25 protein-coding genes and 3 pseudogenes are annotated in these 20,249 nt (G+C 68.7%); 15 read left to right on the top strand and 13 right to left on the bottom strand.

The window, feature by feature from the left end; translation table 11 throughout:
- Nucleotides 1-330: 330 nt before the first annotated feature.
- From A6A29_RS15745 to A6A29_RS15725, 6 genes are all read right to left on the bottom strand, one after another.
- On the bottom strand, nt 331-1,083 hold the full coding sequence (locus A6A29_RS15745) for a pyridoxal phosphate-dependent aminotransferase (protein WP_158074399.1): 753 nt from the start codon (nt 1,081-1,083) through the stop codon (nt 331-333).
- Nucleotides 996-1,394 (bottom strand): aminotransferase class I/II-fold pyridoxal phosphate-dependent enzyme, encoded by a 399-nt coding sequence (locus A6A29_RS45805; protein WP_198953095.1) that lies wholly within the window; start codon nt 1,392-1,394, stop codon nt 996-998. Before A6A29_RS45805 ends, A6A29_RS15745 begins: the two co-directional genes overlap by 88 nt.
- A 375-nt stretch (nt 1,395-1,769) precedes the next feature.
- Complete coding sequence (locus tag A6A29_RS15740; protein ID WP_073720720.1) at nt 1,770-2,354, bottom strand: helix-turn-helix domain-containing protein; 585 nt, start codon at nt 2,352-2,354, stop codon at nt 1,770-1,772.
- Nucleotides 2,355-2,738: 384 nt separating this feature from the next.
- Complete coding sequence (locus A6A29_RS15735) at nt 2,739-4,295, bottom strand: RICIN domain-containing protein (protein WP_073720719.1); 1,557 nt, start codon at nt 4,293-4,295, stop codon at nt 2,739-2,741.
- A gap of 574 nt (nt 4,296-4,869) precedes the next feature.
- Entirely contained in the window at nt 4,870-5,190 is a 321-nt protein-coding gene (locus A6A29_RS15730) for a hypothetical protein (protein WP_073720718.1), read from the bottom strand.
- Nucleotides 5,191-5,318: 128 nt separating this feature from the next.
- Nucleotides 5,319-5,540 (bottom strand): hypothetical protein, encoded by a 222-nt coding sequence (locus A6A29_RS15725; protein ID WP_073720717.1) that lies wholly within the window; start codon nt 5,538-5,540, stop codon nt 5,319-5,321.
- A 67-nt stretch (nt 5,541-5,607) separates the two neighbouring features.
- Here A6A29_RS15725 and A6A29_RS48040 point away from each other — a divergent pair.
- From A6A29_RS48040 to A6A29_RS15710, 3 genes and pseudogenes are all read left to right on the top strand, one after another.
- Nucleotides 5,608-5,757 (top strand): annotated as a pseudogene (locus A6A29_RS48040) (NF041680 family putative transposase); the annotation flags it as partial.
- 327 nt (nt 5,758-6,084) lie between these two features.
- On the top strand, nt 6,085-6,702 hold the full coding sequence (locus tag A6A29_RS15715) for a TetR/AcrR family transcriptional regulator (protein WP_073720715.1): 618 nt from the start codon (nt 6,085-6,087) through the stop codon (nt 6,700-6,702).
- A gap of 90 nt (nt 6,703-6,792) precedes the next feature.
- Nucleotides 6,793-7,587: an SDR family NAD(P)-dependent oxidoreductase gene (locus tag A6A29_RS15710; protein ID WP_073720714.1), complete on the top strand. Its 795-nt coding sequence runs from the start codon at nt 6,793-6,795 to the stop codon at nt 7,585-7,587.
- A 599-nt stretch (nt 7,588-8,186) separates the two neighbouring features.
- Here A6A29_RS15710 and A6A29_RS47820 read toward each other — a convergent pair.
- Nucleotides 8,187-8,288, bottom strand: a pseudogene (locus A6A29_RS47820) (kinase); the annotation flags it as partial.
- A gap of 8 nt (nt 8,289-8,296) precedes the next feature.
- Here A6A29_RS47820 and A6A29_RS15700 point away from each other — a divergent pair.
- Together A6A29_RS15700 and A6A29_RS15695 are read left to right on the top strand one after the other, a co-directional pair.
- Nucleotides 8,297-8,578: a hypothetical protein gene (locus A6A29_RS15700; RefSeq protein ID WP_073720713.1), complete on the top strand. Its 282-nt coding sequence runs from the start codon at nt 8,297-8,299 to the stop codon at nt 8,576-8,578.
- Nucleotides 8,535-8,906 (top strand): hypothetical protein, encoded by a 372-nt coding sequence (locus A6A29_RS15695; protein WP_198953083.1) that lies wholly within the window; start codon nt 8,535-8,537, stop codon nt 8,904-8,906. The genes A6A29_RS15700 and A6A29_RS15695 overlap by 44 nt, the downstream gene beginning before the upstream one ends.
- 14 nt (nt 8,907-8,920) lie before the next feature.
- Here A6A29_RS15695 and A6A29_RS46545 read toward each other — a convergent pair whose 3' ends face one another.
- Nucleotides 8,921-9,394: a hypothetical protein gene (locus A6A29_RS46545; protein ID WP_073720712.1), complete on the bottom strand. Its 474-nt coding sequence runs from the start codon at nt 9,392-9,394 to the stop codon at nt 8,921-8,923.
- 91 nt (nt 9,395-9,485) lie between these two features.
- Here A6A29_RS46545 and A6A29_RS15685 point away from each other — a divergent pair, with 91 nt between their 5' ends.
- From A6A29_RS15685 to A6A29_RS47815, 6 genes and pseudogenes are all read left to right on the top strand, one after another.
- Nucleotides 9,486-9,854, top strand: coding sequence for a Tn3 family transposase (locus tag A6A29_RS15685; protein WP_338012875.1), 369 nt, complete (start codon nt 9,486-9,488; stop codon nt 9,852-9,854).
- Nucleotides 9,851-10,213, top strand: a complete 363-nt coding sequence (locus A6A29_RS15680; protein ID WP_241838494.1) for a transposase — start codon at nt 9,851-9,853, stop codon at nt 10,211-10,213. Before A6A29_RS15685 ends, A6A29_RS15680 begins: the two co-directional genes overlap by 4 nt.
- Before the next feature lie 391 nt (nt 10,214-10,604).
- On the top strand, nt 10,605-10,739 hold the full coding sequence (locus A6A29_RS47520) for a hypothetical protein (RefSeq protein WP_274535806.1): 135 nt from the start codon (nt 10,605-10,607) through the stop codon (nt 10,737-10,739).
- Nucleotides 10,740-10,793: 54 nt separating this feature from the next.
- Nucleotides 10,794-10,895, top strand: coding sequence for a carboxylesterase family protein (locus A6A29_RS46540; protein WP_241838493.1), 102 nt, complete (start codon nt 10,794-10,796; stop codon nt 10,893-10,895).
- Between the two features lie 146 nt (nt 10,896-11,041).
- Nucleotides 11,042-11,575: a hypothetical protein gene (locus A6A29_RS46535; protein WP_241838492.1), complete on the top strand. Its 534-nt coding sequence runs from the start codon at nt 11,042-11,044 to the stop codon at nt 11,573-11,575.
- A 129-nt stretch (nt 11,576-11,704) separates the two neighbouring features.
- Nucleotides 11,705-12,727: pseudogene (locus A6A29_RS47815) on the top strand (alcohol dehydrogenase catalytic domain-containing protein).
- A 74-nt stretch (nt 12,728-12,801) separates the two neighbouring features.
- On the opposite strand, the gene A6A29_RS15665 reads toward A6A29_RS47815, so the two are convergent.
- Nucleotides 12,802-13,392, bottom strand: a complete 591-nt coding sequence (locus A6A29_RS15665) for a TetR family transcriptional regulator (RefSeq protein WP_073720710.1) — start codon at nt 13,390-13,392, stop codon at nt 12,802-12,804.
- Between the two features lie 99 nt (nt 13,393-13,491).
- Between A6A29_RS15665 and A6A29_RS15660 the strand changes: the two genes are divergently transcribed.
- Nucleotides 13,492-14,469, top strand: a complete 978-nt coding sequence (locus A6A29_RS15660; protein WP_073720709.1) for an aldo/keto reductase — start codon at nt 13,492-13,494, stop codon at nt 14,467-14,469.
- A gap of 69 nt (nt 14,470-14,538) precedes the next feature.
- Here the strand turns inward: A6A29_RS15660 and A6A29_RS15655 are convergent, their stop codons facing one another.
- Nucleotides 14,539-15,366, bottom strand: a complete 828-nt coding sequence (locus A6A29_RS15655) for a helix-turn-helix domain-containing protein (protein WP_241838489.1) — start codon at nt 15,364-15,366, stop codon at nt 14,539-14,541.
- A 193-nt stretch (nt 15,367-15,559) separates the two neighbouring features.
- Here A6A29_RS15655 and A6A29_RS15650 point away from each other — a divergent pair, with 193 nt between their 5' ends.
- The 3 genes from A6A29_RS15650 (at nt 15,560) to A6A29_RS15640 (ending at nt 16,622) form a co-directional block, all read left to right on the top strand.
- Complete coding sequence (locus A6A29_RS15650) at nt 15,560-15,955, top strand: MmcQ/YjbR family DNA-binding protein (protein WP_073720707.1); 396 nt, start codon at nt 15,560-15,562, stop codon at nt 15,953-15,955.
- Complete coding sequence (locus A6A29_RS15645; protein WP_073720706.1) at nt 15,952-16,326, top strand: MmcQ/YjbR family DNA-binding protein; 375 nt, start codon at nt 15,952-15,954, stop codon at nt 16,324-16,326. The genes A6A29_RS15650 and A6A29_RS15645 overlap by 4 nt, the downstream gene beginning before the upstream one ends.
- Before the next feature lie 101 nt (nt 16,327-16,427).
- Complete coding sequence (locus A6A29_RS15640; protein WP_241838488.1) at nt 16,428-16,622, top strand: hypothetical protein; 195 nt, start codon at nt 16,428-16,430, stop codon at nt 16,620-16,622.
- 46 nt (nt 16,623-16,668) lie between these two features.
- Here the strand turns inward: A6A29_RS15640 and A6A29_RS15635 are convergent, their stop codons facing one another.
- The 3 genes from A6A29_RS15635 to A6A29_RS15630 all read right to left on the bottom strand — a co-directional run bounded on the left by A6A29_RS15635 (nt 16,669) and on the right by A6A29_RS15630 (nt 18,814).
- On the bottom strand, nt 16,669-17,214 hold the full coding sequence (locus A6A29_RS15635) for a recombinase family protein (protein WP_443333354.1): 546 nt from the start codon (nt 17,212-17,214) through the stop codon (nt 16,669-16,671).
- Complete coding sequence (locus A6A29_RS48035; protein ID WP_443333353.1) at nt 17,142-17,354, bottom strand: recombinase family protein; 213 nt, start codon at nt 17,352-17,354, stop codon at nt 17,142-17,144. The genes A6A29_RS15635 and A6A29_RS48035 overlap by 73 nt, the downstream gene beginning before the upstream one ends.
- Nucleotides 17,355-17,749: 395 nt before the next feature.
- Entirely contained in the window at nt 17,750-18,814 is a 1,065-nt protein-coding gene (locus A6A29_RS15630; protein WP_073720705.1) for an alpha/beta hydrolase family protein, read from the bottom strand.
- Between the last annotated feature and the right edge of the window lie 1,435 nt (nt 18,815-20,249).

Below are 20,249 nucleotides of genomic sequence, written 5' to 3'. Positions count from 1 at the left end.
CACCTGTTGCCGCACGGTGTCGCCGACTGGGCGTTCGCGCTCGAAGTACTGTCCTCGGGGCAGTCGAGCCTTACCCGCCGTTCAGGCGGTGGACCCCTTCGTCGATCGACATGCTCAAGTCGGTCGGCCTGTAGGGGCGTCCGCGCGCTGTACGCGCGGGATCGCGCCATTGGACGGGCGGCGTATCGGTAATCTGGGTGGGCCCCGTTCCGCCCGGCTGGCTGGGCGTCGGCACCCGTAATCCACAGCCCGGAAGGCACTGCGGGGCGTGGTGGTCGGGTCGGACGCGCCAGGGTTGGTCAGCAGGTCACGGACCGCGGTCCTGCCTCCTCAGGAGGTTTCGCGCTGCCACTCCGGCCAGGCTTGGACGAGCGTGGTCATTCCCTCGGGGAACAGTGCCCTGCCCATGCCGAACCGCAGGTGCTGACCGGCATGCCCGAACATCACGTCAGGAGCCAAAAGCACACCGTGGCGGTCGACCAGCCACTCGGAGAACGTCCGCGCCTCCGTCGCCGTCAGCCACGGGTAGGCGCAGGTCCCGCCGGCCGGGGGCACCCAGTCCCACCCAGGCGTGGACTCCACGAACGAGGCCAGCGCACCTGCGTTGGCGCGGACCAGGCTGTTGGCCCGGTCGAGTAGCGCGGAGGCCGCTTGCAGGCCCGCGATGGCGAGGACTTCGCTCGGTGCGCTCGTGGCCAGCGTCGTCCAGTAGCGGTAGTCCAGCAGGCGCGCCGTCACCGCTTCGTTCTGCGTCACCGTCCAGCCGATCCGGACCCCGGCCATGCCCATGACCTTGGACACGCCCGTGACCGAGATCGCGTTGGCGGTCATCGCCGCCGCGGACGGGAGCCGGCGATGCGGCTCCAGTTCGATGCCTCGGTAGATCTCGTCGCTCAGCAGGAGGGTCTCGGTGCCGTCCACCAGGCTCAGGAGCTCCTCGAAGACAGGCGCTTGCGGCAGTGCTCCCGTGGGGTTGTGGGGAAAGTTCGCCACGATCAGCCGGGTATTCGGCCGCAGGGCGCGCCTGACCTCGTCCACGTCCAGGCGCCAACCGTCCTCCCGCCGGAGGCGGATCTCGGACACCTCCGCCCGATCGCACGTGGCACATCGATCAGCAGCTGGTACGTGGGGCCGATGACCACCACGTGGTCCTTGGGGCTGAGGATGGTGTTGAGGAGTACGAACACCGCCTCGGTGGCGCCGGCGAAGACCTGAACCGCCGACCCAGATGGGAGACCGGAGGACTGGGCGGCCAATTCCCTCAGCAGCGGGTGGCCCGGGGATTCGGTGTAGCCCAGGGTCAGGGACTCGTACCACCGGCGCGTGTCCGCGGGGGCGACCTCCCACAGCTCATCCAGCGACAGACCTTCGGTGTCCGATCCGGTCAGGTTCACGCGGCATGTGAACTCATGCTCGGCAAACATGCGCTCGATCAAGAATGGGGGCAGTTGCACGGCGTGATCCCGTCGACTGTGAGTGGGGTGTGGTCCGGAGCCGGGACCTGGGTTCGTGAACGCTCATGTGTCCCGCTTACCCGGGCAGTGGGAGGCGACCGATCGCTTTCTCGCCGATGGCCGCGGACATCTGCAGAGCCTGGTGAACCGTAGCTGCGCGTGGCTTCCTCGTAGGCGCCGATGCCCAACGACGGGCTCATGGCGTGCGCCGCCCCCGCAGGGGAAACCGGGGCGTGCCCGCGCGTGACAGGGCCGCGGCGGGCGGTGGCCGCACGGCCGGCGGGTGCGCCGCTGCGCGTGCATTCTCAGTCCGGGTCACGGCGGGGAGGCGGGGCCGGGCGGCAGGTGGACGGTCATGATCAGGTGGCAGGTTTCGGTACCGGTGCCGCGGTAGGTGTGGGGGGCGTTGCCGTCGAAGGTGGCGGTCTGGTCGGTTTCGACGTCGTGTTCGGTGCCGTCGACGATCAGGGTCATGCGTCCGGAGGTGACACTGACGGTTTCGACGACCCCGGCCTGGTGGGGGTGGCTGGGGTATTCCTCGCCGGGTTCGAGTTTCCAGCGCCAGACCTCGACCGGGGCGGGGCCTGAGGTCGTCAGCATGAGCCGGGCCTCGCTGCCCTCGGCGCCGGACCACAACGGCATCACGGTGTCGGCGGCCACGACGCGGACACGGCCTTCCGGGGGTCCCTCCATCAGGGCGGACACCGAGAGGCCGAGGGTGTCGGCGAGCCTGACGAGCGTGGCGAAGTTCGGGTTGCCCTGAGCCTTCTCCAGTGCGACGAGGGCTCCCTTGCTGACCTTGGCACGGCGGCCGAGCTCGTCCAGTGACAGGCCCGCGCGGGTGCGGGCTGCCCTGACGTTGTGCGCGAGTGTCCGCAGGGCTGCGTTCGTCCCGGGCATCCGATCACCTTCCTCCTGTGGACCACTGGAATGCACCGTGCGGTCGTTTGGTTGACACGGGTCGGTCGGTTTGCTGTACAGTTCAGTCGTTCCATTGCATGGTAAGGGATGTACCGTGATCGCTCTGCTGCTGGCTCTGGGCAGCTCGCTCGCCTATGGATGCGGTTGCCACCTGCTGCGACAAAACTCGCCGCCCGCTACGAGGCCGGTATCCACCTGGCCTCGCTCATTCTCTGGCTCTGCGAATCACCCCGGGGGTGCTCGCCGGGCAGCGGCCGGGAAGGCCCGTGTTCAGAGACCGGCGGCGGACCTGGCCTTCCCGCGCCACCATCGGCCGGCCTTCCGGTCCGCCCAGGTCACGGGTTTTCGGGGGTCGGCATGCGGCTAGGAGAGGCGGACCCAGCCCTGGACGTTCGCGCTGCTCGGCGTCTTGGTGATGGCGGGGGAGTCCTTGTCGATGCCCGTGGTGGTGAGGACCAGTCCGGTCTGCGGGTTGATGAACCGGAAGGTGCCGTTCTTCCGGATGACGGTCCACTTCTGGTAGGCGTCCGCCGGGTTGAAGGGCTTGGCGGTCACCGCGCCGTCGGCGGCGGTGGGAGCGGTGAGGGTCAGAGACTGGGCGCAGTTGTCGTACACCCTCACGGTGCCGTCCGTGTTCGTGTCGATCTTCCACAGCGACGAGTTGAACGCTGTGCCGAAATGGCTGACGCGGACGCTCGCCGGGGCCGTCGCGGTGCAGCCGCCGGCACGCTCCAGCCCCCACCGGCCACCGTTGCTGAGACCGTGCGTCTTGCCGTCGCCGACGATGTCCGGCCCGTAGTCGATGGCGCTCGCGGTGACGAACATGAGTGCCATGGTCCCGGTGGAGAGGGGCGGGTTCGCGTTCGGGCGGGTGACGTTGAAGTACTGCGGGAACGTGGTCGGCTTCTGCGCGGCGACGGCGGTGAGGGTCGGCCCCCAGCCGTTCTCCAGACCGCGCCAGAGACGAAGCAGCGAGGCGGCCACGTTGCCCTGCACCTGGTCGCCGACCTCCCACCCCGGGCCGTACAGGAAGCTGGTGTACGTACCGTCGGGGTGGACGTAGTCGAAGTCGTTGAACACGTAGGCGGCGGTGGCGTCCGCGAAGCCCTCGGTCCACGCGCAGGTCTCGGAACTCGCCGTCGGAATGTAGTGCGGAATACAGTTGTCGACGTTGGGCCACACCCCGTTGTAGAGGCGGTGCAGGAGGAAGTGGCCGCCCTCGTGCAGGATGGTGTGCTCGGAGTCGGCGGCTTCGCCGATGAGGGCGATGCTGTGGGAGTGGGGGCTGTAGCCGGCGGAGGTGGCCCCGTCGTTCACGTAGACGTTGAGCCTGGTACAGGTGCTGCTGTTCGGCTCGTTGGCGGTCCAGCAGTCGCTTGTCGGGTTCTCGCGTTTCCGCCACAGGTCGTAGAGGGTGTCGAGGGCGTGCCAGGCCCGGCCGGCCGTCCCCGTGGCCCGAACGGTGGGAAGGCTGTAGGTGCCGCCGGCGACGTTGGTCAGGGCCTGGGTCTGCTGTGTGTAGTAGGAGTTGTTCATCCCGTCGATGACGCGCCACAGTCGGCGGCTCTCCGCCCAGACCTTCACCCACATGGTGCTCATCGTGGCGGTCGTGGTGGGCGTGTAGCAGAGGTTGTAGTCGCCGTAATCCGAGGTGAGCTGGGAGACACCGAGCCAGTGGGGCTGGTCGCCGCTCTTCTCGGCGCCCCACAGTTCGACGTTGGCGACGCGGACCGCTTTGGTGCGGATGGGCTTGCTCGGTGCGGCCTCGGCGGACTGGTACGCGAACTGAAACGTGCCTGTGAGGCAGACCGGGGTCGCCGCCCTCGCGGCGGTGGCGGTGAACGGGACGAGGGCAAGGGCGGCGAGGAAGGCCGTGACCAGGGTGATGACCGGATGGGCTAAGCGCGAGCGGAGGGGCATGGGCGCCTTTCTGGAAGCACGACGACTTCCGGGGCGAAAGGCGGCGGCGACGGTACAGGAAACGGCGAACTCCGCACCTGCCGTCCGCTGCCGATCGACCCAGTCGACCCATGATCGAGGGCCGGTTCCCCGAACGGCAGGGCGCCGAAAAGCTCAACCCGGGCGCACGGGAGCACGTGGGGGCACAGGGGAGAGATCCTGATGGCCGCGGCCGAGGAGATCAAGGCCGTGCTGGCGCGCACCACCTTCGCGGGTGACCGGCACTGACACCAAAGGCACGCTGCCGGTCGGCACCGCCCCGTGCGGCACGCGAGTGCACGGAGCCTGACAGCGTCACTTGTATGCCCTCCCCGCATCACGTAGGCGCGGACAGGCCGACGCCGCGGAGTGCGGCCCATCTCCTCGACGCGGAGTCTTCCGTGCGGCCTGTCACCGTCCGCCCGAGAGGTTCACCGGCTCAGGCGGATGCGTGGTCCCCAGGCGAATTCGAGGTCGTCCAGCAGGACGGCTTCCAGCGCCTTGTCCCACCGGCCGCGCGGGAGGAACGGGGCGCTCTCCATCCGTTCGCAGATGATCAGGCTCTCGGTCGGCCGACCAGCATGTACCGGCCGTACTCGGCGGGCCTGCTGCCCGGCCCGTACCCGCGCAACAACGCCTGAAGACGCGCACGGTGCTGTCCGGCGAACGACTGAAGGCGCTCCACGTACGCGTCCCGCTCGTGCTCGCGCACGGCGCCCAGGACCACGGGCAGGATCTCGTCCGACGCCACGGGGGCGAGGAAGTCGCCCGGGTCGGCCAAGGCCCACGTACACCGCCGCGCCGCCGCCAGGACGCCCTTCGCGTTGTGTGCCAGCACCTGTCCGTAAGCGTCCACGCCGTACCGCTGGGTGCTCATACTGTGCCTCTGTTGTCCGCTTGGTGGGGGAGTTGTCTGTCGGATGTTCGGGACTCCACCCGGTGCGCAGCACGATGCACCGCCGTCGGACGAGTGCACCAAGGTCTCGACCGGCTCCGGGCGCTGGTTCACGTTGCTGTCGCCCAGTCGACTCCGAGCCCAGCGAGGACCTCGCGCTGCTCCTGGGGGAGCTTGTCCCGCCGGGCGCGGGTGGTGGGGAGCCACGTTCCGTGCCGGACCGCTGTCCCGTCCGGCAACTCCTCGCTCCACGACCGGGGCGCGACCGCCCTCCCCTCCCGCTGCTTGTACTGGGTGAGCGCGGCGACGTTCAGCCCGAACGCCCCATCCATGGCCGCTCCCTGCCGCGGTCGGGCCTTCCGGGCCGGGGCGGCCGGCCGTGGTGCGGGCGTGACTGACCTACCCGTCGAGATTCTCGGCCGAACCCGCTCGGACCGTGTGATGCGCCGGCCGACCCCGCCCCGCGTCTACGACCCCAAGGGCGGGCGCCCGCCCAAGCACGGCGACGAGTTCATCGGCAGCTCCGAAACGTGGGGCGCCGGCTCGGCTGTCGGTCTTGAGTATCAGGTCGACGGGCGCGACCCGGTGGCCTGGCGGGACGAGGCCAGGACCGGCACCCGACAGTGAGCGGCGCGCCATGACATGCGCCCTCGGGCTCACTGCGACTTGGTGGACCTGATCGGCAGGGCCGGATCGTGCGAGCGTGCCCTGCTGACATCGCTCGGGGGCGCCCTCGACAGACGAGGGAGCCGGATGTGGCGTCCATGCCGTGTCGCCGCGGGATTCGGCCGTTGCCTGAGGCGGTCTACGGCCCTACGGGAGGTTCGGTTCCCGGTCAACTTGAAAAACCGACTCGAAGGTATTTAGTATCGGGGCATGGGTAGGCCAGTGGATCAACTGACACCGAAGGGCGCGGCGACGCGCCGGGACATTCTGCGTGCCGCCGCCCGTGTCTTCGATGCCAAGGGGTACTCGCTGGCCCGGATGGACGATGTGGTGCTGGAGACCGGCCTCACCAAGGGGGCCGTGTACTTCCACTTCAAGAGCAAGGCCGCCCTGGCCCGTGCGGTCGTCGACGATCAGAAGCAGGGGATGCTTGCGCATGTGCGCAGGCGGCTCGAAGGGCTCGGGGGGCCGGCCGCGCAGATGCGCGGACTCGTCCCCGTCCTCGTGGATCTCGTCATCGCCGAACCCGCAGGCTGGTCCGTCGTACGGCTCGACCGTGAGCTCAGTACCGAGTCGCCGCGGGAACACGCTCAGGCGTCCGTTCTCGCGGAGTGGGTCGGCCTGGTCGAAGAACTCCTCCTCGCCGGCGCCCGTGAGGGCGACCTGCGTCTTTCGGCCGACGCCCACGCGCTGGCGACCGTGTTCGTGGGCGCGTTCGACGGGCTGAAGGGCGTCCTGGAGGCTACGGGGCGCGCTACTCCGGAAGAGCTGCGTCGCTCGGCGGGCGTTCTTGCCGAAGTCGTCGAGGCCGCCATCGGGGCGCACTGAGCGCCAGGCGGGCCGGATTCAACGCACGTCGACCACCTCGGCCTTTTCATCGCCAAGAAAAAAACCTTCAAGTCGGTATGGAGACAGAAAATGAACTATTCGGACACTCTCACCTCCCAGCTCGCCGTCGTCACCGGCGCGTCGTCAGGGATAGGCGCCGAGTTCGCCCGGCAACTGGCAGCCCTCGGCGTGGACCTGGTTATCGTCGCCCGCTCGAAAGACAAGCTGGAGGAGCTCGCCTCGACCCTGCGGACGAGGCACGGCGTGACCGTCAGACCCATCGCCCTCGACCTCTCCCTGCCCGACTCCTCCGAGACCCTCGCGCGCACGCTCGACGAACAGGGCGCCGTCGTGGACATCCTCATCAACAACGCCGGCTTCGCTTCGCACGGCGACCTCGCCGAGGCCGACCCCGGCCACATGGCATCCCAGGTGCAGCTCAACATCGGCACGCTCGTCGGCAACACCACCCGCCTCCTGCCCGGCATGGTCGAACGCGGGCGCGGCACCGTCATCAACGTCGCCAGCACGGCCGGATTCCAGGCGGTGCCGCACATGGCGGTGTACTCCGCGACGAAGGCATTCGTCCTGTCCTTCACACGCTCCCTCTGGGGCGAGACCCGCGGCACCGGTGTAACCGTCCTCGGAGTGTGCCCGGGTGCCACCGACACCCCGTTCTTCGACGTGGCCGGCGACAACGCATCGGTCGGCTCCCGGCGCACACCGCAGCAGGTCGTCAACACCGCACTCGCCGCACTTGGCGGCCGCAAAGCGACCGTCGTCGACGGCACCGGCAACGCCCTGGTGTCCCGCGTCGTCAGCCGCCTGGCACCGGAACGCCCCCTGATCCGCATCGCGGAAAGGAGCGTACGCCCGAGCGCGTGAACCCCGAAGAACCCACGGGCACCCCGGCGTTGCATACGGCTGCTGCGGTGGATTGGTACGGGCCGGTGCCGTCGGGGTGGTTGCCTGGGGGGGAAAAGGTTGCAATGAGTTGAGGACCCATCCGGCGGGGGTGGTGGCAGCGAATGATCAAGAGGTCACCTCCCGGTCCCCGGGGGTGACGACCGCGCGACCCCCACGGCGAGGGCTGATGAAACCGAACACCCACACCGTTCTCCACGACCCGTACGGCTTCTTCGGAGCGGACCTGCCCCTGGACCGTGCCCCCTACGAACGCCTCGTCACCGCCGTCCTGTCCTGGACCGACCCCGCCACCCTCAGCCCGCACGACTACGAACAGATCGCCCTGCAGCTCACCGGCCACGCCCGCGCCGTCGCCACCGACGTACGGCGTCACACCAGCCTCCTGGACGACGACACCGGCCCCCGAGCCCTCGCCGAGATCATCCTCGCCGAATCCCAACGACGCCTGAACACACCGCACAAGGGCACCCTGCTCTGTGTCCAGAACCGGGCCCGTCTGGTCCGTGCGCTTTACGAACCGCCTCGACCGCCTCCAGGACGCACCCGGCGACCGGACCGGGTGAAACCACCCGGTACCCGTGGGTCGGGCCGCGGTGATCGGCGCGCAGCCGGGTGAGCATCTCGCCATAGTGGTCGGCGTACAAAAGCCCTGCGACGACGTCGGCGGATGACGCTGCCGGTGGTGACGATGGCCGCTGACGGGCCGGCGACCAAGCTCGCGGGCAGCACGGCGAACCGGATTCTGGCCGCGGTGTCCTCGTTCTACGAGTACGCGATCTTGTCTGGGCTGCTGGAGCGGGCCAACCTCATCGAGAAGCGTCCGGACCCTGCGCTTCTGTACGTCTCCGAGCGGCATCGCCCGTTCATGGGACGGGCCAGCCGTGAAGCGGCCGGTCCGCCGGGCCGTGCGCGTCAAGACCGCCCAACGGGTGCCACGTCCGCTGGATGACGGCCAGGTCGAGTTGCTGCTCGGTCAGCTACGCGGGCTGCGGGACCGGGCGATCGTGCTGCTGATGCTGCCTGCGTCTCCCCGCCGAAGGCCCCTGCGAGTGCAACCTCTACCTGACTGCGCGAAGTTCGTCTCCACACCCGAGTACGCACCGCGCCTGCGGGCCCGACGTGAAGTCGAGCAGACCCTCGCTCTCGACGCCGCCCAACGCGGCTGGGACCGCGAAGTCGAACGACACCGCTGCACCAGCGACCGCATCGACAAACTTCTCGCGGACCTCGGGCTACCCGCCCATCCCGAAGGCAAAGCCGAAAACATCAGTCCCTGACCGCTACCTGGGGGTTACCGGACCGGTCCTTGCTCATCGACGAGCACCGTGGGCGGAGACAAGAACATGTCAGCTGCCGCCGGGCCGTAAGCGACGTTGAAGGTGTCCAGCCAGTACGACCAGCCCCGCACTCCCGCCGCGCTGCTGAAACGGTAGTTGAGCTGCCAGCGGACCCACTGCCCGGGAACAAGCCGTACGGCCGGGGGCCGTCGTGGCCGGGGAGGTATGGCAAAGAGGGGCTGGACCCGGGGAAGGACTCGCAACCGACCGTCGTTCTCTCGGAGCTGGACATCGACCTTGCGCAGGTCTTCCTGGCCGTCAAAAGGGTCGAAGCCGTCGCACTCATGCATACGGATCACGTGCGCGACCGCGGGCGACATAGGCGGGACACGAAAGCCGACCGGGACGGCGTTCCTGCGAGCCGCGGCCTCCCCTCCCCGAGACTGCTTCGTCCAGGACGTCCGTATCCACTGAACGGTGACCTCCATGACGCTTCCCCCTGCCACCTCATCGCAAGCCTCACTCTATGTCGGCCCGGCCTGACAACACCTCGGAGGAAGATCAACTTGAACTGTCCACATAAAGTTCCTGTTCGCGCTCGCGCACCTGCTCTGCTTCAACCTCATGCCCAGGATCAGGAACTGGAAGGAACTGACCTTCTACCGACCCAGCAAGACCACCGACCACGTGCACATCGACGCGCTGTTCGGCGAGCCGGGTAAGAACGTCATCGACTTCGATCTGATCGAGTCCCAGTTCCGGCACCTGATGAAGGTGGCTGTCTCCGTACGGGAGGGGGCGATCTCCTCGTCCACGCTGCTCAAGCGGCTGCGCCCGGGCTCCAAGAAGAACGCCACCTACGCCGCTTTCCGCGAGGTCGGCCGCGCGCGATCCGCACCGTCCAGCTGCTGCTCTACCTCTGTGATCCGGCGCTTCGCCGGCGGGTGACCGCAGCGACGAACAAGACCGAAGCATTCAACAGCTTCTCCCAGTGGACCGGCTTCGGCAACCGAGGGGTCATCGCGGACAACGACCCAGACGAGCAGGAGAAGGCGATGAAATTCAACGCCCTGCTCGCGAACGCGGTGATCTTCCATAACGCTCTGGACATCGCCGAGATCGTCAGGCAGCTGCTGGAAGAGGGCTGGACGATCGAGCCGGAGGACCTGGCTCACATCTCGCCGTACCTGACCGAGCACAGCAACCGGTTCGGCGAGTACTCCACCCACGAGCTGGGCATCCAGCCCGAGGCGCGTACGACCCGGAGCTGGACGTCGACTTCACCCAGCTCCGGGAGCAGGACCTGACTGCCGTCGGCTTCGGCCAAGCCGCCTGAGCCGGCCTCCATACCGTTCGCGCCTCCGCTGCTGATCAACCTCGGCGGCAACAGCCACACGACCCGCCTTCACCGGTGGCGCCGTGCTGTGCCTGCTCGGCGGGCTTCCCTGGCCAAGGTCCACCGGGCGCTGACGGCAGGACCTCAGGCCCCGCCCCAACCTGCCCGCGGCAGCCTGGGCTACGAGAAGAACGAGAAAAACGAGAAGAATGAGGAGCAGCGAAGTGTCACCAGGTGACCATGAGGTGACCGCTGCCCGCAGGGCGGTTTGCCGGATCCCGGGGAACGATGGGAAAGCGTCACTGCGAGAACCAGCCGCCGAGACAGCGCGCGAATCACCCGAGCCGCAGGAAGGGCATGTCATGACCGCCACCCGTCCCAAGGCCCCGACTGCACCAGGGGTGCGGTCCTGGTGGGGAATCCCGCTCGCCACCGCTGAGCGGTACCGTCGCCCGGTGGTCGCGGACTTCGATCCGGGTCTCTCCCACGACCGCTAGGGTGTCGTCTCCGTCCAGCCCGACAGCGGTGACTGGCTCGAAGCGGACAGCGGGATGGGCGAGGACTGCCTGAACCTGAACGTGTGGGCTCCCGAGCAGCCGGCCGACAAGGCGATCCCGGTGACCGGGTACATCCACGGTGGCGGATTCGAGTAGGGCGCGAACACGGAGATCACCTCGAACGCCGCCGGTCTCGCCGCGTCGGGGCGTGTGGCGGGTGTGTCGATCAACTACCGGCTCGGTGCGCTGGGTGCGCTCTCGCTGTCGCAGTACGGCGGCGCTCTGGCTGAGGCTTACTGAGCATGGCCAGTGACGATATGGGCTGGTGGGTGGCCAACGGCCTCGACCGGTTCGACCCGCACACCCTCGACCGCATCGTCGACGAGGTCGCGGAGTGGCGCATTTCCCGCTCCCGCGCGAAGAGGCTCGTCGCTGCCTACGACCAGGACAGCCGTACCCCGGTCGAGGTCCGTGCCGCGCTCATGGCGGACTACCTCTTTGCGCTCCCCGCGGCCCGCGGTGCCCTGGCCCATGCCGCCGCGGGCGGCAACGCCCATCTCCTGATGATCGGGCCCGCCGAGGGCGCTCCCGCCTACCACGGCACCGAGATGTACGCCCTGGTCGGCCAGGAGCAGTCGGGCCGCAGCGCGGAGCAGGCCGAGCGTGACACGCGTATCCGCGACATCGTGCTCGACTTCGCCACCGGCGAGCAGTCCCGTCTGTGGCCCGCCGTCGGGGACCGGCCCACCGCAGAAAGCGTCGGCAATCCTCCCTTCGAGGCCACTGCCCACTACCAGGAGGCCCTCGACCTGTGGGAGGGCATCGACCGCCCCTGACAGCCGTCGGGCGACACAGAGACGCGGCACGGCGCAGGCCCGCAACCGGCTGACCGCCCGGGGACCTGCGCCCGGAGCCCTGGCTCCACCTTCACACCCCGATGGGGCGAACGAGACAAGGAACTCGGCATGAGCCAATCGACCGCAGCCGGCGAAGCCACACCCGCGACGATGCGAGCCGTCGTCGTCACCCGCCCCGGCGGCCTCGACGCACTGGAGGTCGAGGAAATCCCCGTACCCGTACGCAAGCCCGGCTGGGTGCGGATCAAGGTGAAGGCGTTCGGTGTCAACGAGTCCGAGGTCACCACCCGCAAGGGCGAGTCGGATGCGGTGGTCACCTACCCGCGTGGTCCCGGCATCGAGGGCGTCGGCGTGGTCGTTGAGGCCGACCAGGACAGCGGGCTGCGGCCGGGGCGGCAGGTGGCCACGATGATGGGCGGCATGGGCCGCTCGTACGATGGCGCGTACATCCAGTACGTGACCGTCCCCGCAGGGCAGGTCATCCCGTTTGAGACCGGCCTGCCGTGGGATGTCGTCGGTGCGCTGCCGGAGATGTTTTAGACCGCGTACGGTTCCCTCACCACCGGTCCTCGACTTGCGGGCGGGACAGACGCTGCTGATCCGCGGCGGCACCTCCACGGTCGGGCTGAGTGCGGCCACGATCGCGAAGGACCTCGGCGCCACCGTGCTGTCCACCACCCGCAGCCCGGAAAGGGCCGGGGAACTCGCGGCCGTGGGCGTCGACCATCCTCTCGTCGACGACGGGACGCTCGCCGGCCGGGTGCGCGAGCTGCTGCCGGACGGTGTCGACGCCGCTCTGGAACTGGTGGGCTGCTCGGTCCTTGCCGACACCCTGCGCACCGTCCGGCGCCACGGCACCGTCTGCTTCACCGGAGCTCTGGCAGGCCAGTGGACGATCCCCGACTTCACCCCGTTCATGATCCCGGGCGGTGTGCGCCTGACCTCCTACGGCGGTCAGGCCGCCGACCTTCCGGCCGGCGTCTTCGCGCGCCAGCTCCGGGCCATCGCGAAGGGCGCCTCAGGGCCCCGGTCGCGAAGGTCTACCACGGCCTGGAACAGGTCCGTGACGCCCAGGCCACCGTCGAGTCCGGCAGCACGCCGGGCAAGCACGTCGTCGGCCATACCGATTGATCGTCTGGATACCTGTGCCTGGAGCCTCAGCTGCACCTTCACATCCCAGGGGGCGAACAGCGCAAGGGCACCTGTCAGTTCGCAGTCGCGGGAAACAGGCGCTCGACGGCTGCGACGATGGCGGCCCGGCGTGCCGTCAGGAACGCGGCGCGGTCCTCCCCGTGCGGGGGCAGCAGATCAGGCTGTGCAGCCCAGGCCGTGGCGATCTGGTGGACGAAGACGAGGATGTCGACCGGGTCCCAGTCGGCGTCCAACTGCCCGGCTTCCTGGGTGTCGCGGACCTGCTCGACCTTGCGGGCCACCGATTCGCGGAAGGTGTCGTGGGGGAGGGAGTCGCCGGCATCGAGCTGGAGTTGCCCCCAGCTGATGAGCCGGAAGCGTTCGGGGTGGTCGGTGAAGTAGTCGTGGAGGCGGCCGGCGTATCCGGGCAGGTCGGTGGGGTCCATGCGGGTCGCTTCGGTCACGGCCGCCAGCTCCTGCGCGGAGACGAAACGGTAGAGGGCCACCTTGCTGGAGAAGTAGGCGTAGACGCGTTCCTTGCTGGTCCTGGCCGCCTTGGCGATGCGGTCGATACGCGCCCCGGCGATCCCGTGCTGGGAGAACTCGGCCTTGGCGGCACTCACGATGCGGTCGCGGACCGAGTCTGCGGGGGTTGAGGCGCTCATGCTTCCACGCTACCCGACCAAACCGTTTGGTTTGCCGCTGGGCGATAGGGCGGCGTACGCTTAAAACCGAACTGTTTGGTTTGATCTGAGGAGATTCACGTGCAGCACAGGACACTCGGCACCCAGGGCCTGACCGTCTCGGCGATCGGCTACGGCTCGATGGGCCTGACCATGGGCTACGGCCCCGGTGACGAAGAGGCGGGCATCGCCGCCATCCGCCGTGCCCACGACCTGGGCGTCACCTTCTTCGACACCGCCGAGCTCTACGGCTGGGGCACGGGCAACAACGAGGTGCTGCTCGGCAAGGCGGTGAGCGACTTCCGCGACGAGGTCGTGCTGGCCACCAAGTTCGGCTTTGCGCAGACCGAGGAGGGCCTGGGCCTCAACAGCCGCCCGGACAACATCCGCACGGTCACCGACAACAGCCTGCGCTACCTGGGCGTCGACCAGATCGACGTCCTCTATCAGCACCGCGTCGACCCGGACGTGCCGATCGAGGACGTGGCCGGCACCGTCAAGGAACTGATGGACGCGGGAAAGGTCAAGTACTTCGGCCTCAGCGAGGCCGGCCAGCAGACCATCCGCAGGGCGCACGCCGTCCAGCCGGTCTCGGTCCTGCAGACCGAGTACTCGCTGTTCGAGCGTGACGTCGAACAGCTCTTCCCTCTCCTCCAGGAGCTCGGCATCGGCTTCGTTCCCTATTCGCCCCTCGGCCGCGGCTTCATCACCGGTACCGCGAAGCCCGCGGGAGAGTACGACGCCACCGACATGCGCAACACCGACCCGCGCTGGCAGCCCGGCAACTTCGAGAAGAATGTCGAAGCCGTGGACCGGCTGGGCCGGCTGGCCACTGCCCAGGGCATCACCGTCTCCCAGCTCGCCCTGGCCTGGCTGCTCGCCCAGGGGGATCAGATCGTCCCGATCCCGGGCACCCGCAGCGCCGCCCGTATGGAGGAGAACGCCCGCGCCGCCGATGTTGTCCTCACCGAGGGTGATCTCGCCGCGATCCGCGAGATCCTCCCGAACGGTGGATTCGGCGCCCGCTACGCCGAAGAGCATGCGCCCAACTGGGTCTGACCCCCACCCGAGCGGGCCAACGAATCGACCACCGGTCCCGTCGCATGAACATCCGGAGCCCGGCCGCTCTCACGGGCCGGTCGTGGCGTCGCGGGCCGCGAAGGCGGCCGGGGTGAGACCGGTGCGGTCGCGGAAGAAGCGGCCGAAGTTCGCGGGGTCGGTGAAGCCGAGGTGGGCGGCCACGGACCGGGCATCCCATGGGGCGTTTCCCAGCAGGCGCCGGGCTTCGAGCAGGCGCCGCTCGTCGATGAGCTCACGCACTCCCTTACCGGTGGCGTCCCGGGCGGCGCGGCTGAGGGTGCGGACCGAGCAGCCGAGCAACTCGGCGTAATCCGCGGCCCGGTGCAGTTCGCGGAAGTGCAGCTCCAGGGCGTCCGTGAACCTTCCGTAGGTGTCACCACTGCGCGTGCCGGCACTCCCGTCGGCGGGGGTGATCCCGAGGGCGTTGGCGAGGCGCAGCAGCAGCGATTCGAGCAGGCTGCGCCGCAGAGCGTGGTGAACATCGAGAGGGCGGCGCCCGAGTGCGCGGTGTTCGTCCAGAAGCTGGAGTGCCGTCTGCCGGAGCCAGGCGGCGTCGTCGGGGTGCGGGCTCAGCACGGCAGGAGCCTCGTGCGCGGTGACCGGGGCCAGCAGGCGGGCGATGTCGGGCCGCAGCACGTCCGGTTCGAACAGGACGAACGGGCCGCGGGCGGCGCCGGGCGGGTGCCACAACTGCGTGTGTCCGGGACGCACCCACAGCCACTGGCCAGGGGCGACGATTCGGGTGATGTGGTCGACGCCGTGCCGCAGCTCGCCCTCGGTGACGGCAATGAGGTAGTGGAAGGTGGCACGGCCCGGACGCGGCGGGTTCCACGGCCAGTCGTCGTGCTGGGCGAAGAAGTCCTCGACGGTACTCACCTCAAGGCCGTACGGGGTGCCGACCGGGGGCTGGAAACCGTACAACGGGACCGCGGCTGGCCTGGCCTGTCCGCTCGGGCTGGGGTGTCGCGTGTCGACCATCACGTGTCCGCAGCCTACTGCCCTTTTTGTCGGCTTCGAGGGAAGGATGGGATGTGCCGCCGCGACCACCACCTGAGGAAGGCAACGCCTCATGAACGGAACGACCCTGCACAAGACCGCCGCCGACTGCGCCGAGGAGCTTCCCGGCGCCCAGCTGGAGCACCCCTTCGGCGACGACTGGGAGGTCTTCAAGGTGCGCGGCAAGGTGTTCATGCTGATGACCGAGGTCCCGGGGCGTCCCATCGTGATCCTCAAGGCGGACCCCGGGGAGGCCCATGCCCTGCGGGAGCAGTACAGCCACATCACCCCCGGCTACCACATGAACAAGAAGCACTGGATCACCCTGGAGAGCGGAGAGGGCGTCGACAAGGAACTCGTCAGAGAGCTCGTCACCGACTCCTACCGACTCGTCGTCGCTCACCTGCCCAAGGCCGAGCAGCCCGTCGACCCGCACACCTACGGCAGCGGAACGCGGGCGGCCCGGTGAGCGCGGCAGGCGACCACCTCCAGGACACCGCCCGCCAGGCGGCTCTCACGCTGCCCGGGACGGACCACGGTTACCCGTTCACCAAGCACCTGGACGTGTACAAGGTCGCGGGCAAGGTGTTCCTGATCGTCACCGACGACCCGGACGAACAGATCATCACGGTCAAGTGCGAGCCCGAACACGCCCGCGCGCAAGTACGTGGCTACGTCTCGATCACGCCGGGCCGCTATCTCGACAAGCGGCACTGGATCTCGCTGGGGCCGGGCCCCGGCATCACCGAGCGGCTGGTCACCGACGCGGTCGAGGATTCCTACGACCTGGCCGTCGAGCGACTGCCTCAACGCGACCGTCCCCGTACCCGTACCCGATGAACACCGCAAGCGCGCCCACGAGCCGCTGAGCCCACGCCTGTCAGTACCCCATTGCAAGGCTCGCCACGCCCGCACACCTCCGCCTGCGATCCGAGAGACCGATGGAACCGACCGAAGCGACCCTGCCGCTCTTCGACGAGGAGCCCGCCCGGCCACTCGCCGACCGCCTGCGCCCCACCCAACTGGAAGACGTCGTCGGGCAGGACCACCTCCTGGCCCCGGACGCCCCGCCGGGTCGCATGGTCGCGTCGCAGCGCCTCGGCTCCGCCATCCTGTGGGGCCCCGGGTGTGAGTAGTTGAGGCACAGGAAACCCCGGTGAGAACGATCAAGGTCGGGTTCGCCTACTTCGCGGGCGCTTCGAGCTGGTGGGGGATGGTGCCGGCGCGTAGTTCCCGAAGGTCAGGGATGTGGTTGTAGAGGGTGCCCGGGGAGACGCCCAGCAGCTTGGCGATCGAGGTGATGGAGCGGCCGGGGTCGGGCAGCAGATCGCGGGCGGCGCGGATGACCGCGTCGGTGGCGACGCTCGGGCGCCCGCCGACGCGGCCGCGCTCGCGGGCGGCGGCCAGGCCCTCGTTGGTGCCGATGACGATGAGTTCGCGGATGAACTCGGCAAGCGCGGCGAAGACGTGGAAGACGAGCCGGCCGCCGGGGGTGGGGGTGGGGGTGTCGAGGTTCTCGTGGAGCGAGGTGAAGCCGATCCCGCGAGTACGGAGTTCGGCGACCATGCCGATGAGGTCCTGGAGGCTGCGGCCGTAGCGGTCCAGGCTGGGGACGACGAGGGTGTCGCCGGGGTCGAGGAAGGCGTGGCACGACTTCAGTTCGGGGCGGATAGCGTTCTTGCCGGACTTCTTGTCCGCGAAGATCTTCCGGCAACCGGCAACCGGCAACCGGCGGCAGTGAGCGCGTCGAGCTGCCGCTCCAGCTTCTGACCGCTGGTCGATACCCGCGCGTACCCGATCTTGATCTCGGTGCGGACGAGTGGTTCGGCGACGAGGAGGCCCGGCTCGGCCGGTTCGAGGGCGGTCATGGCCCCGGATCACGTCAGAAAACGGTGGTTCGGGGTTGTTGAACGCCTCTGGTTTTTGACTGTTGCCTCCGACATCGAGGTGCTGGCCCGCTTCGGCCGCGCGCTCGCCGCCCCGATCCGTTGCCGCATCCTGCTCGCCCTGCGCGTATGACGGAGACCTCTGGCTGGACCTTCGTTCCGTCTGGCTCCCGCAGAGCGAACTCGGGTTGGGAGTGAGGAGGGCAGGGTCCGGTCTGTCCCTCGCGGATCTGTCCAAGGCGAATCTGCGTGGCGCGGAGCGGACCTATGCAGTCCTGAACAGCGCGAGTGTGAAGGGCTGTCGGCGTTCGCTTCAAAGTGCACCGGGTGGTGCACGTGAACGTGCACCACGCGCCGTGGCCGAGCTTGCGGGAGTGTCATGGAGTGGCGTTGCTGCCTGGGCTGAGTTCCTTGAGGAATTGTTGTTGGCCGTGAAGGAATCCGTCCGCGAAGAGTGAGTGGGGGGAGAAGAGCGCGGTGAGCGTGATCTTGAGGTCCGACTGCTCGATGGACTGCTTGAGCAGTGAATGGGTCGCGTCCGGGTAATGCTTGACCGTCAATGCGCCGCCTGCGTCCAGCACCTTGTGGTAGGTGCGCTCCGTGTCGGCGGTGTCCACGTTGATGTCATGTCCTGCGAGGGTCAGCAGTACCGGTACGCCGCGCAGGGCGCGGAGGTCTTGCGTGGCGTCCGCGGTGTAGTTCTTGGAGATGAAGCCCCAGCGGTCGGTGGTCATGCCGTCCGCGTCGCCGTGCATGGCCCTGACGTACTCCTCGAAGGTCGCGTGGCGTTCCAGCAGCCGGCGGGTGGTGTCGCTCCTGGCGGTCTCCGCCTTGGTGCGGGCTGCTGACGCGCCGTCGGCGCGCAGTTCGGCGAGGAGGTTGTAGCGGCCCTGCTGGAGCCAGTTGATCGCGGGCGAGACGGCGATGACGAAGCTCACGGGCGTCTTGGCGGCGATCTTCGGCAGGACCCAGCCCGCCTGGCTGGCGCCCCAGAGCCCGATCCGGTCGCCGTCGATGTCCGGGCGGGCGCGGGCCCAGGCGATCGCGGCGGCTGCCTCATCGGCCCGGTCGTCCATGGACTGGTCCAGCCAGTTGCCGGGTGCGCCCGCGACGCCGGGCTTGTCCCAGGACAGGGAGGCGTACCCGGCCTTGGCGTTCGCCTCCCACATGGGCTTGTAGCCGTCGTCGTGGGTGGCGTCGACGGGGCCGTCGCCGTGGACGTACACGACCAGGCCGTGGTGCTTGCGGCCGTCCCTGGGGGTGGCCAGTACGCCGTTGAGGGTGTGGCCGCCTTGGCGGATCGAGACCCGCCGCTCGTCCATGTCGTAGGAGTTCTGCCACAGCACCACACCGACGAGGCCGGCGGCCACGATCAGGACCGTGACGAGTGACCACACGGCGATGCGGAGCCCGGGCCGTCGGGGCTGGGTCTTTGGACACATGGGATGGCTGCCTCTGTTCGGGTTTGAGTAAGCACCAAAACTATCATTGCTGGAACGAACGTCGTGAGTCTAATAGGTATGGGTCTCGGTTTCAGTCTTCAGGGGGAAAAGGGGGCAGGGTATGGGAATGGACCCGACAGGCCCTGGGGCCGGACCGGTGACGGTGCGGCGGGGCGTTCCGGCCGGAGCCGAGCGGCGGGCGGCCGAGCTGTACCGGGAGGTCTTCGGCCGCAAACTCGGTCCCGCCCTGAACCCGCCGGGCGGCCACTTCCCCAGATCGTCACCGTCGGACAGCACGCCGGCCTGGATGTCGGGGAGGGATCCGCCGGCCTCGGTGTCGGTGAGATCGGAGAGGGCCTGGTGGTGGCGTTGCCAGTCCAGCGGCCACGGGCAGTTCCAGCCCTCATCGATGGCGGTCAGCTGCTCGGCGCGTTTCTCGGCCCGTTCCTGGTCTTTGACCAGGCCGTTCGTGAGCGCAGGTTCGCCGCCAGCTGTCGGATCGCCACCAACTCGTCATCCGCTCCGCGTCGCTCCGCGTCCTGCCGCGGTGCGAGGTGCCCGTGGGCCCGATGGAAGCTGCGCCACGCGGCGAGCTCCGTCTCCCACGCTTCATCTCCCGGCACCCGCACCATCCCCTCCCGGTCGGGGGAGGCCGGCCGGGGGAGTGTGAGGCGGAGGTTGTCTTCGTTTCGGGATCGCGAAAATCTATGTTGGTCGGAGTAGACATCGGGCGGTGGTGTGGTTATGGTTTCTCTCGTAGCCCAGAGAGACGGCAGGGCCCGGCAGAGATGAACTGCCGGGCAGCAGTACCCGTAGTTGCAGTGTGCAGGGCGGTGCGGTGGTGGAGTTCCGGAGCCGGAGAAGTTGCAGGATGGCGACGGGGCTGACGGCCGGACCGGGTGGCCCGCGGTAGTCAGGGGCCGCCGTGAGCAGTACCGCAGTTCAGTCAGTGCAGTACCCGCACGTGCGGGTCGCGGTATCCAGCAGTGAAGTGAGTGGTTCCTCGGTGAAGGCGTCGGCTGCGGGCGTGCGCATCGGGAGGTTCGGCAGTGGGGTTCCAGGCCAGAGCGGATGCAGGACGGGCGACGGGGCTGGCTGCCGAAGAGTGGCGCTGTCACAGGCCACGGAGCAGTTCGCATCACCAGCAGTACGCAACAGAGCAGTACCAGCAGTTGGTAAGTGATTGATCCCAGAGGGAAGAACGGAGGAGCCAGGCGCCATCAGGATCGCCCGGGCGGAAGTCTTGAGCCCGGGTACCGCAGGACATCGATAGTGAGGTGGTCTCCGGTCAAGCAACCGCGATCCCCGCAACCCCCGGACCTCTTCCCGGCGGGCATGCGGAAACACAGAGCCGGCGTAGCCGATCAAGGCCGGCTGATGGTGTAGCAGTTCCTTCGGGGCCCGGGTGCCACATGGCACCCGGGCCCCTCCAGCG

The organism is Streptomyces sp. TSRI0281 (assembly GCF_001905125.1).
Lineage (GTDB): Bacteria > Actinomycetota > Actinomycetes > Streptomycetales > Streptomycetaceae > Streptomyces.
Note: the sequence above shows the minus strand (reverse complement) of the source record. Positions and strands in the feature narration are given on the sequence as shown.

Coding starts and splice junctions, on each gene's coding strand:
- A6A29_RS15740 (WP_073720720.1), bottom strand. CDS start 2,354: ATGCCCGGGACGAACGCAGCCCTGCGGACACTCGCGCACAACGTCAGG.
- A6A29_RS15735 (WP_073720719.1), bottom strand. CDS start 4,295: ATGCCCCTCCGCTCGCGCTTAGCCCATCCGGTCATCACCCTGGTCACG.
- A6A29_RS15730 (WP_073720718.1), bottom strand. CDS start 5,190: ATGAGCACCCAGCGGTACGGCGTGGACGCTTACGGACAGGTGCTGGCA.
- A6A29_RS15725 (WP_073720717.1), bottom strand. CDS start 5,540: ATGGATGGGGCGTTCGGGCTGAACGTCGCCGCGCTCACCCAGTACAAG.
- A6A29_RS15715 (WP_073720715.1), top strand. CDS start 6,085: ATGGGTAGGCCAGTGGATCAACTGACACCGAAGGGCGCGGCGACGCGC.
- A6A29_RS15710 (WP_073720714.1), top strand. CDS start 6,793: ATGAACTATTCGGACACTCTCACCTCCCAGCTCGCCGTCGTCACCGGC.
- A6A29_RS15700 (WP_073720713.1), top strand. CDS start 8,297: ATGACGCTGCCGGTGGTGACGATGGCCGCTGACGGGCCGGCGACCAAG.
- A6A29_RS46545 (WP_073720712.1), bottom strand. CDS start 9,394: ATGGAGGTCACCGTTCAGTGGATACGGACGTCCTGGACGAAGCAGTCT.
- A6A29_RS47520 (WP_274535806.1), top strand. CDS start 10,605: ATGACCGCCACCCGTCCCAAGGCCCCGACTGCACCAGGGGTGCGGTCC.
- A6A29_RS46540 (WP_241838493.1), top strand. CDS start 10,794: ATGGGCGAGGACTGCCTGAACCTGAACGTGTGGGCTCCCGAGCAGCCG.
- A6A29_RS46535 (WP_241838492.1), top strand. CDS start 11,042: ATGGCCAGTGACGATATGGGCTGGTGGGTGGCCAACGGCCTCGACCGG.
- A6A29_RS15665 (WP_073720710.1), bottom strand. CDS start 13,392: ATGAGCGCCTCAACCCCCGCAGACTCGGTCCGCGACCGCATCGTGAGT.
- A6A29_RS15650 (WP_073720707.1), top strand. CDS start 15,560: ATGAACGGAACGACCCTGCACAAGACCGCCGCCGACTGCGCCGAGGAG.
- A6A29_RS15640 (WP_241838488.1), top strand. CDS start 16,428: ATGGAACCGACCGAAGCGACCCTGCCGCTCTTCGACGAGGAGCCCGCC.
- A6A29_RS48035 (WP_443333353.1), bottom strand. CDS start 17,354: ATGACCGCCCTCGAACCGGCCGAGCCGGGCCTCCTCGTCGCCGAACCA.
- A6A29_RS15630 (WP_073720705.1), bottom strand. CDS start 18,814: ATGTGTCCAAAGACCCAGCCCCGACGGCCCGGGCTCCGCATCGCCGTG.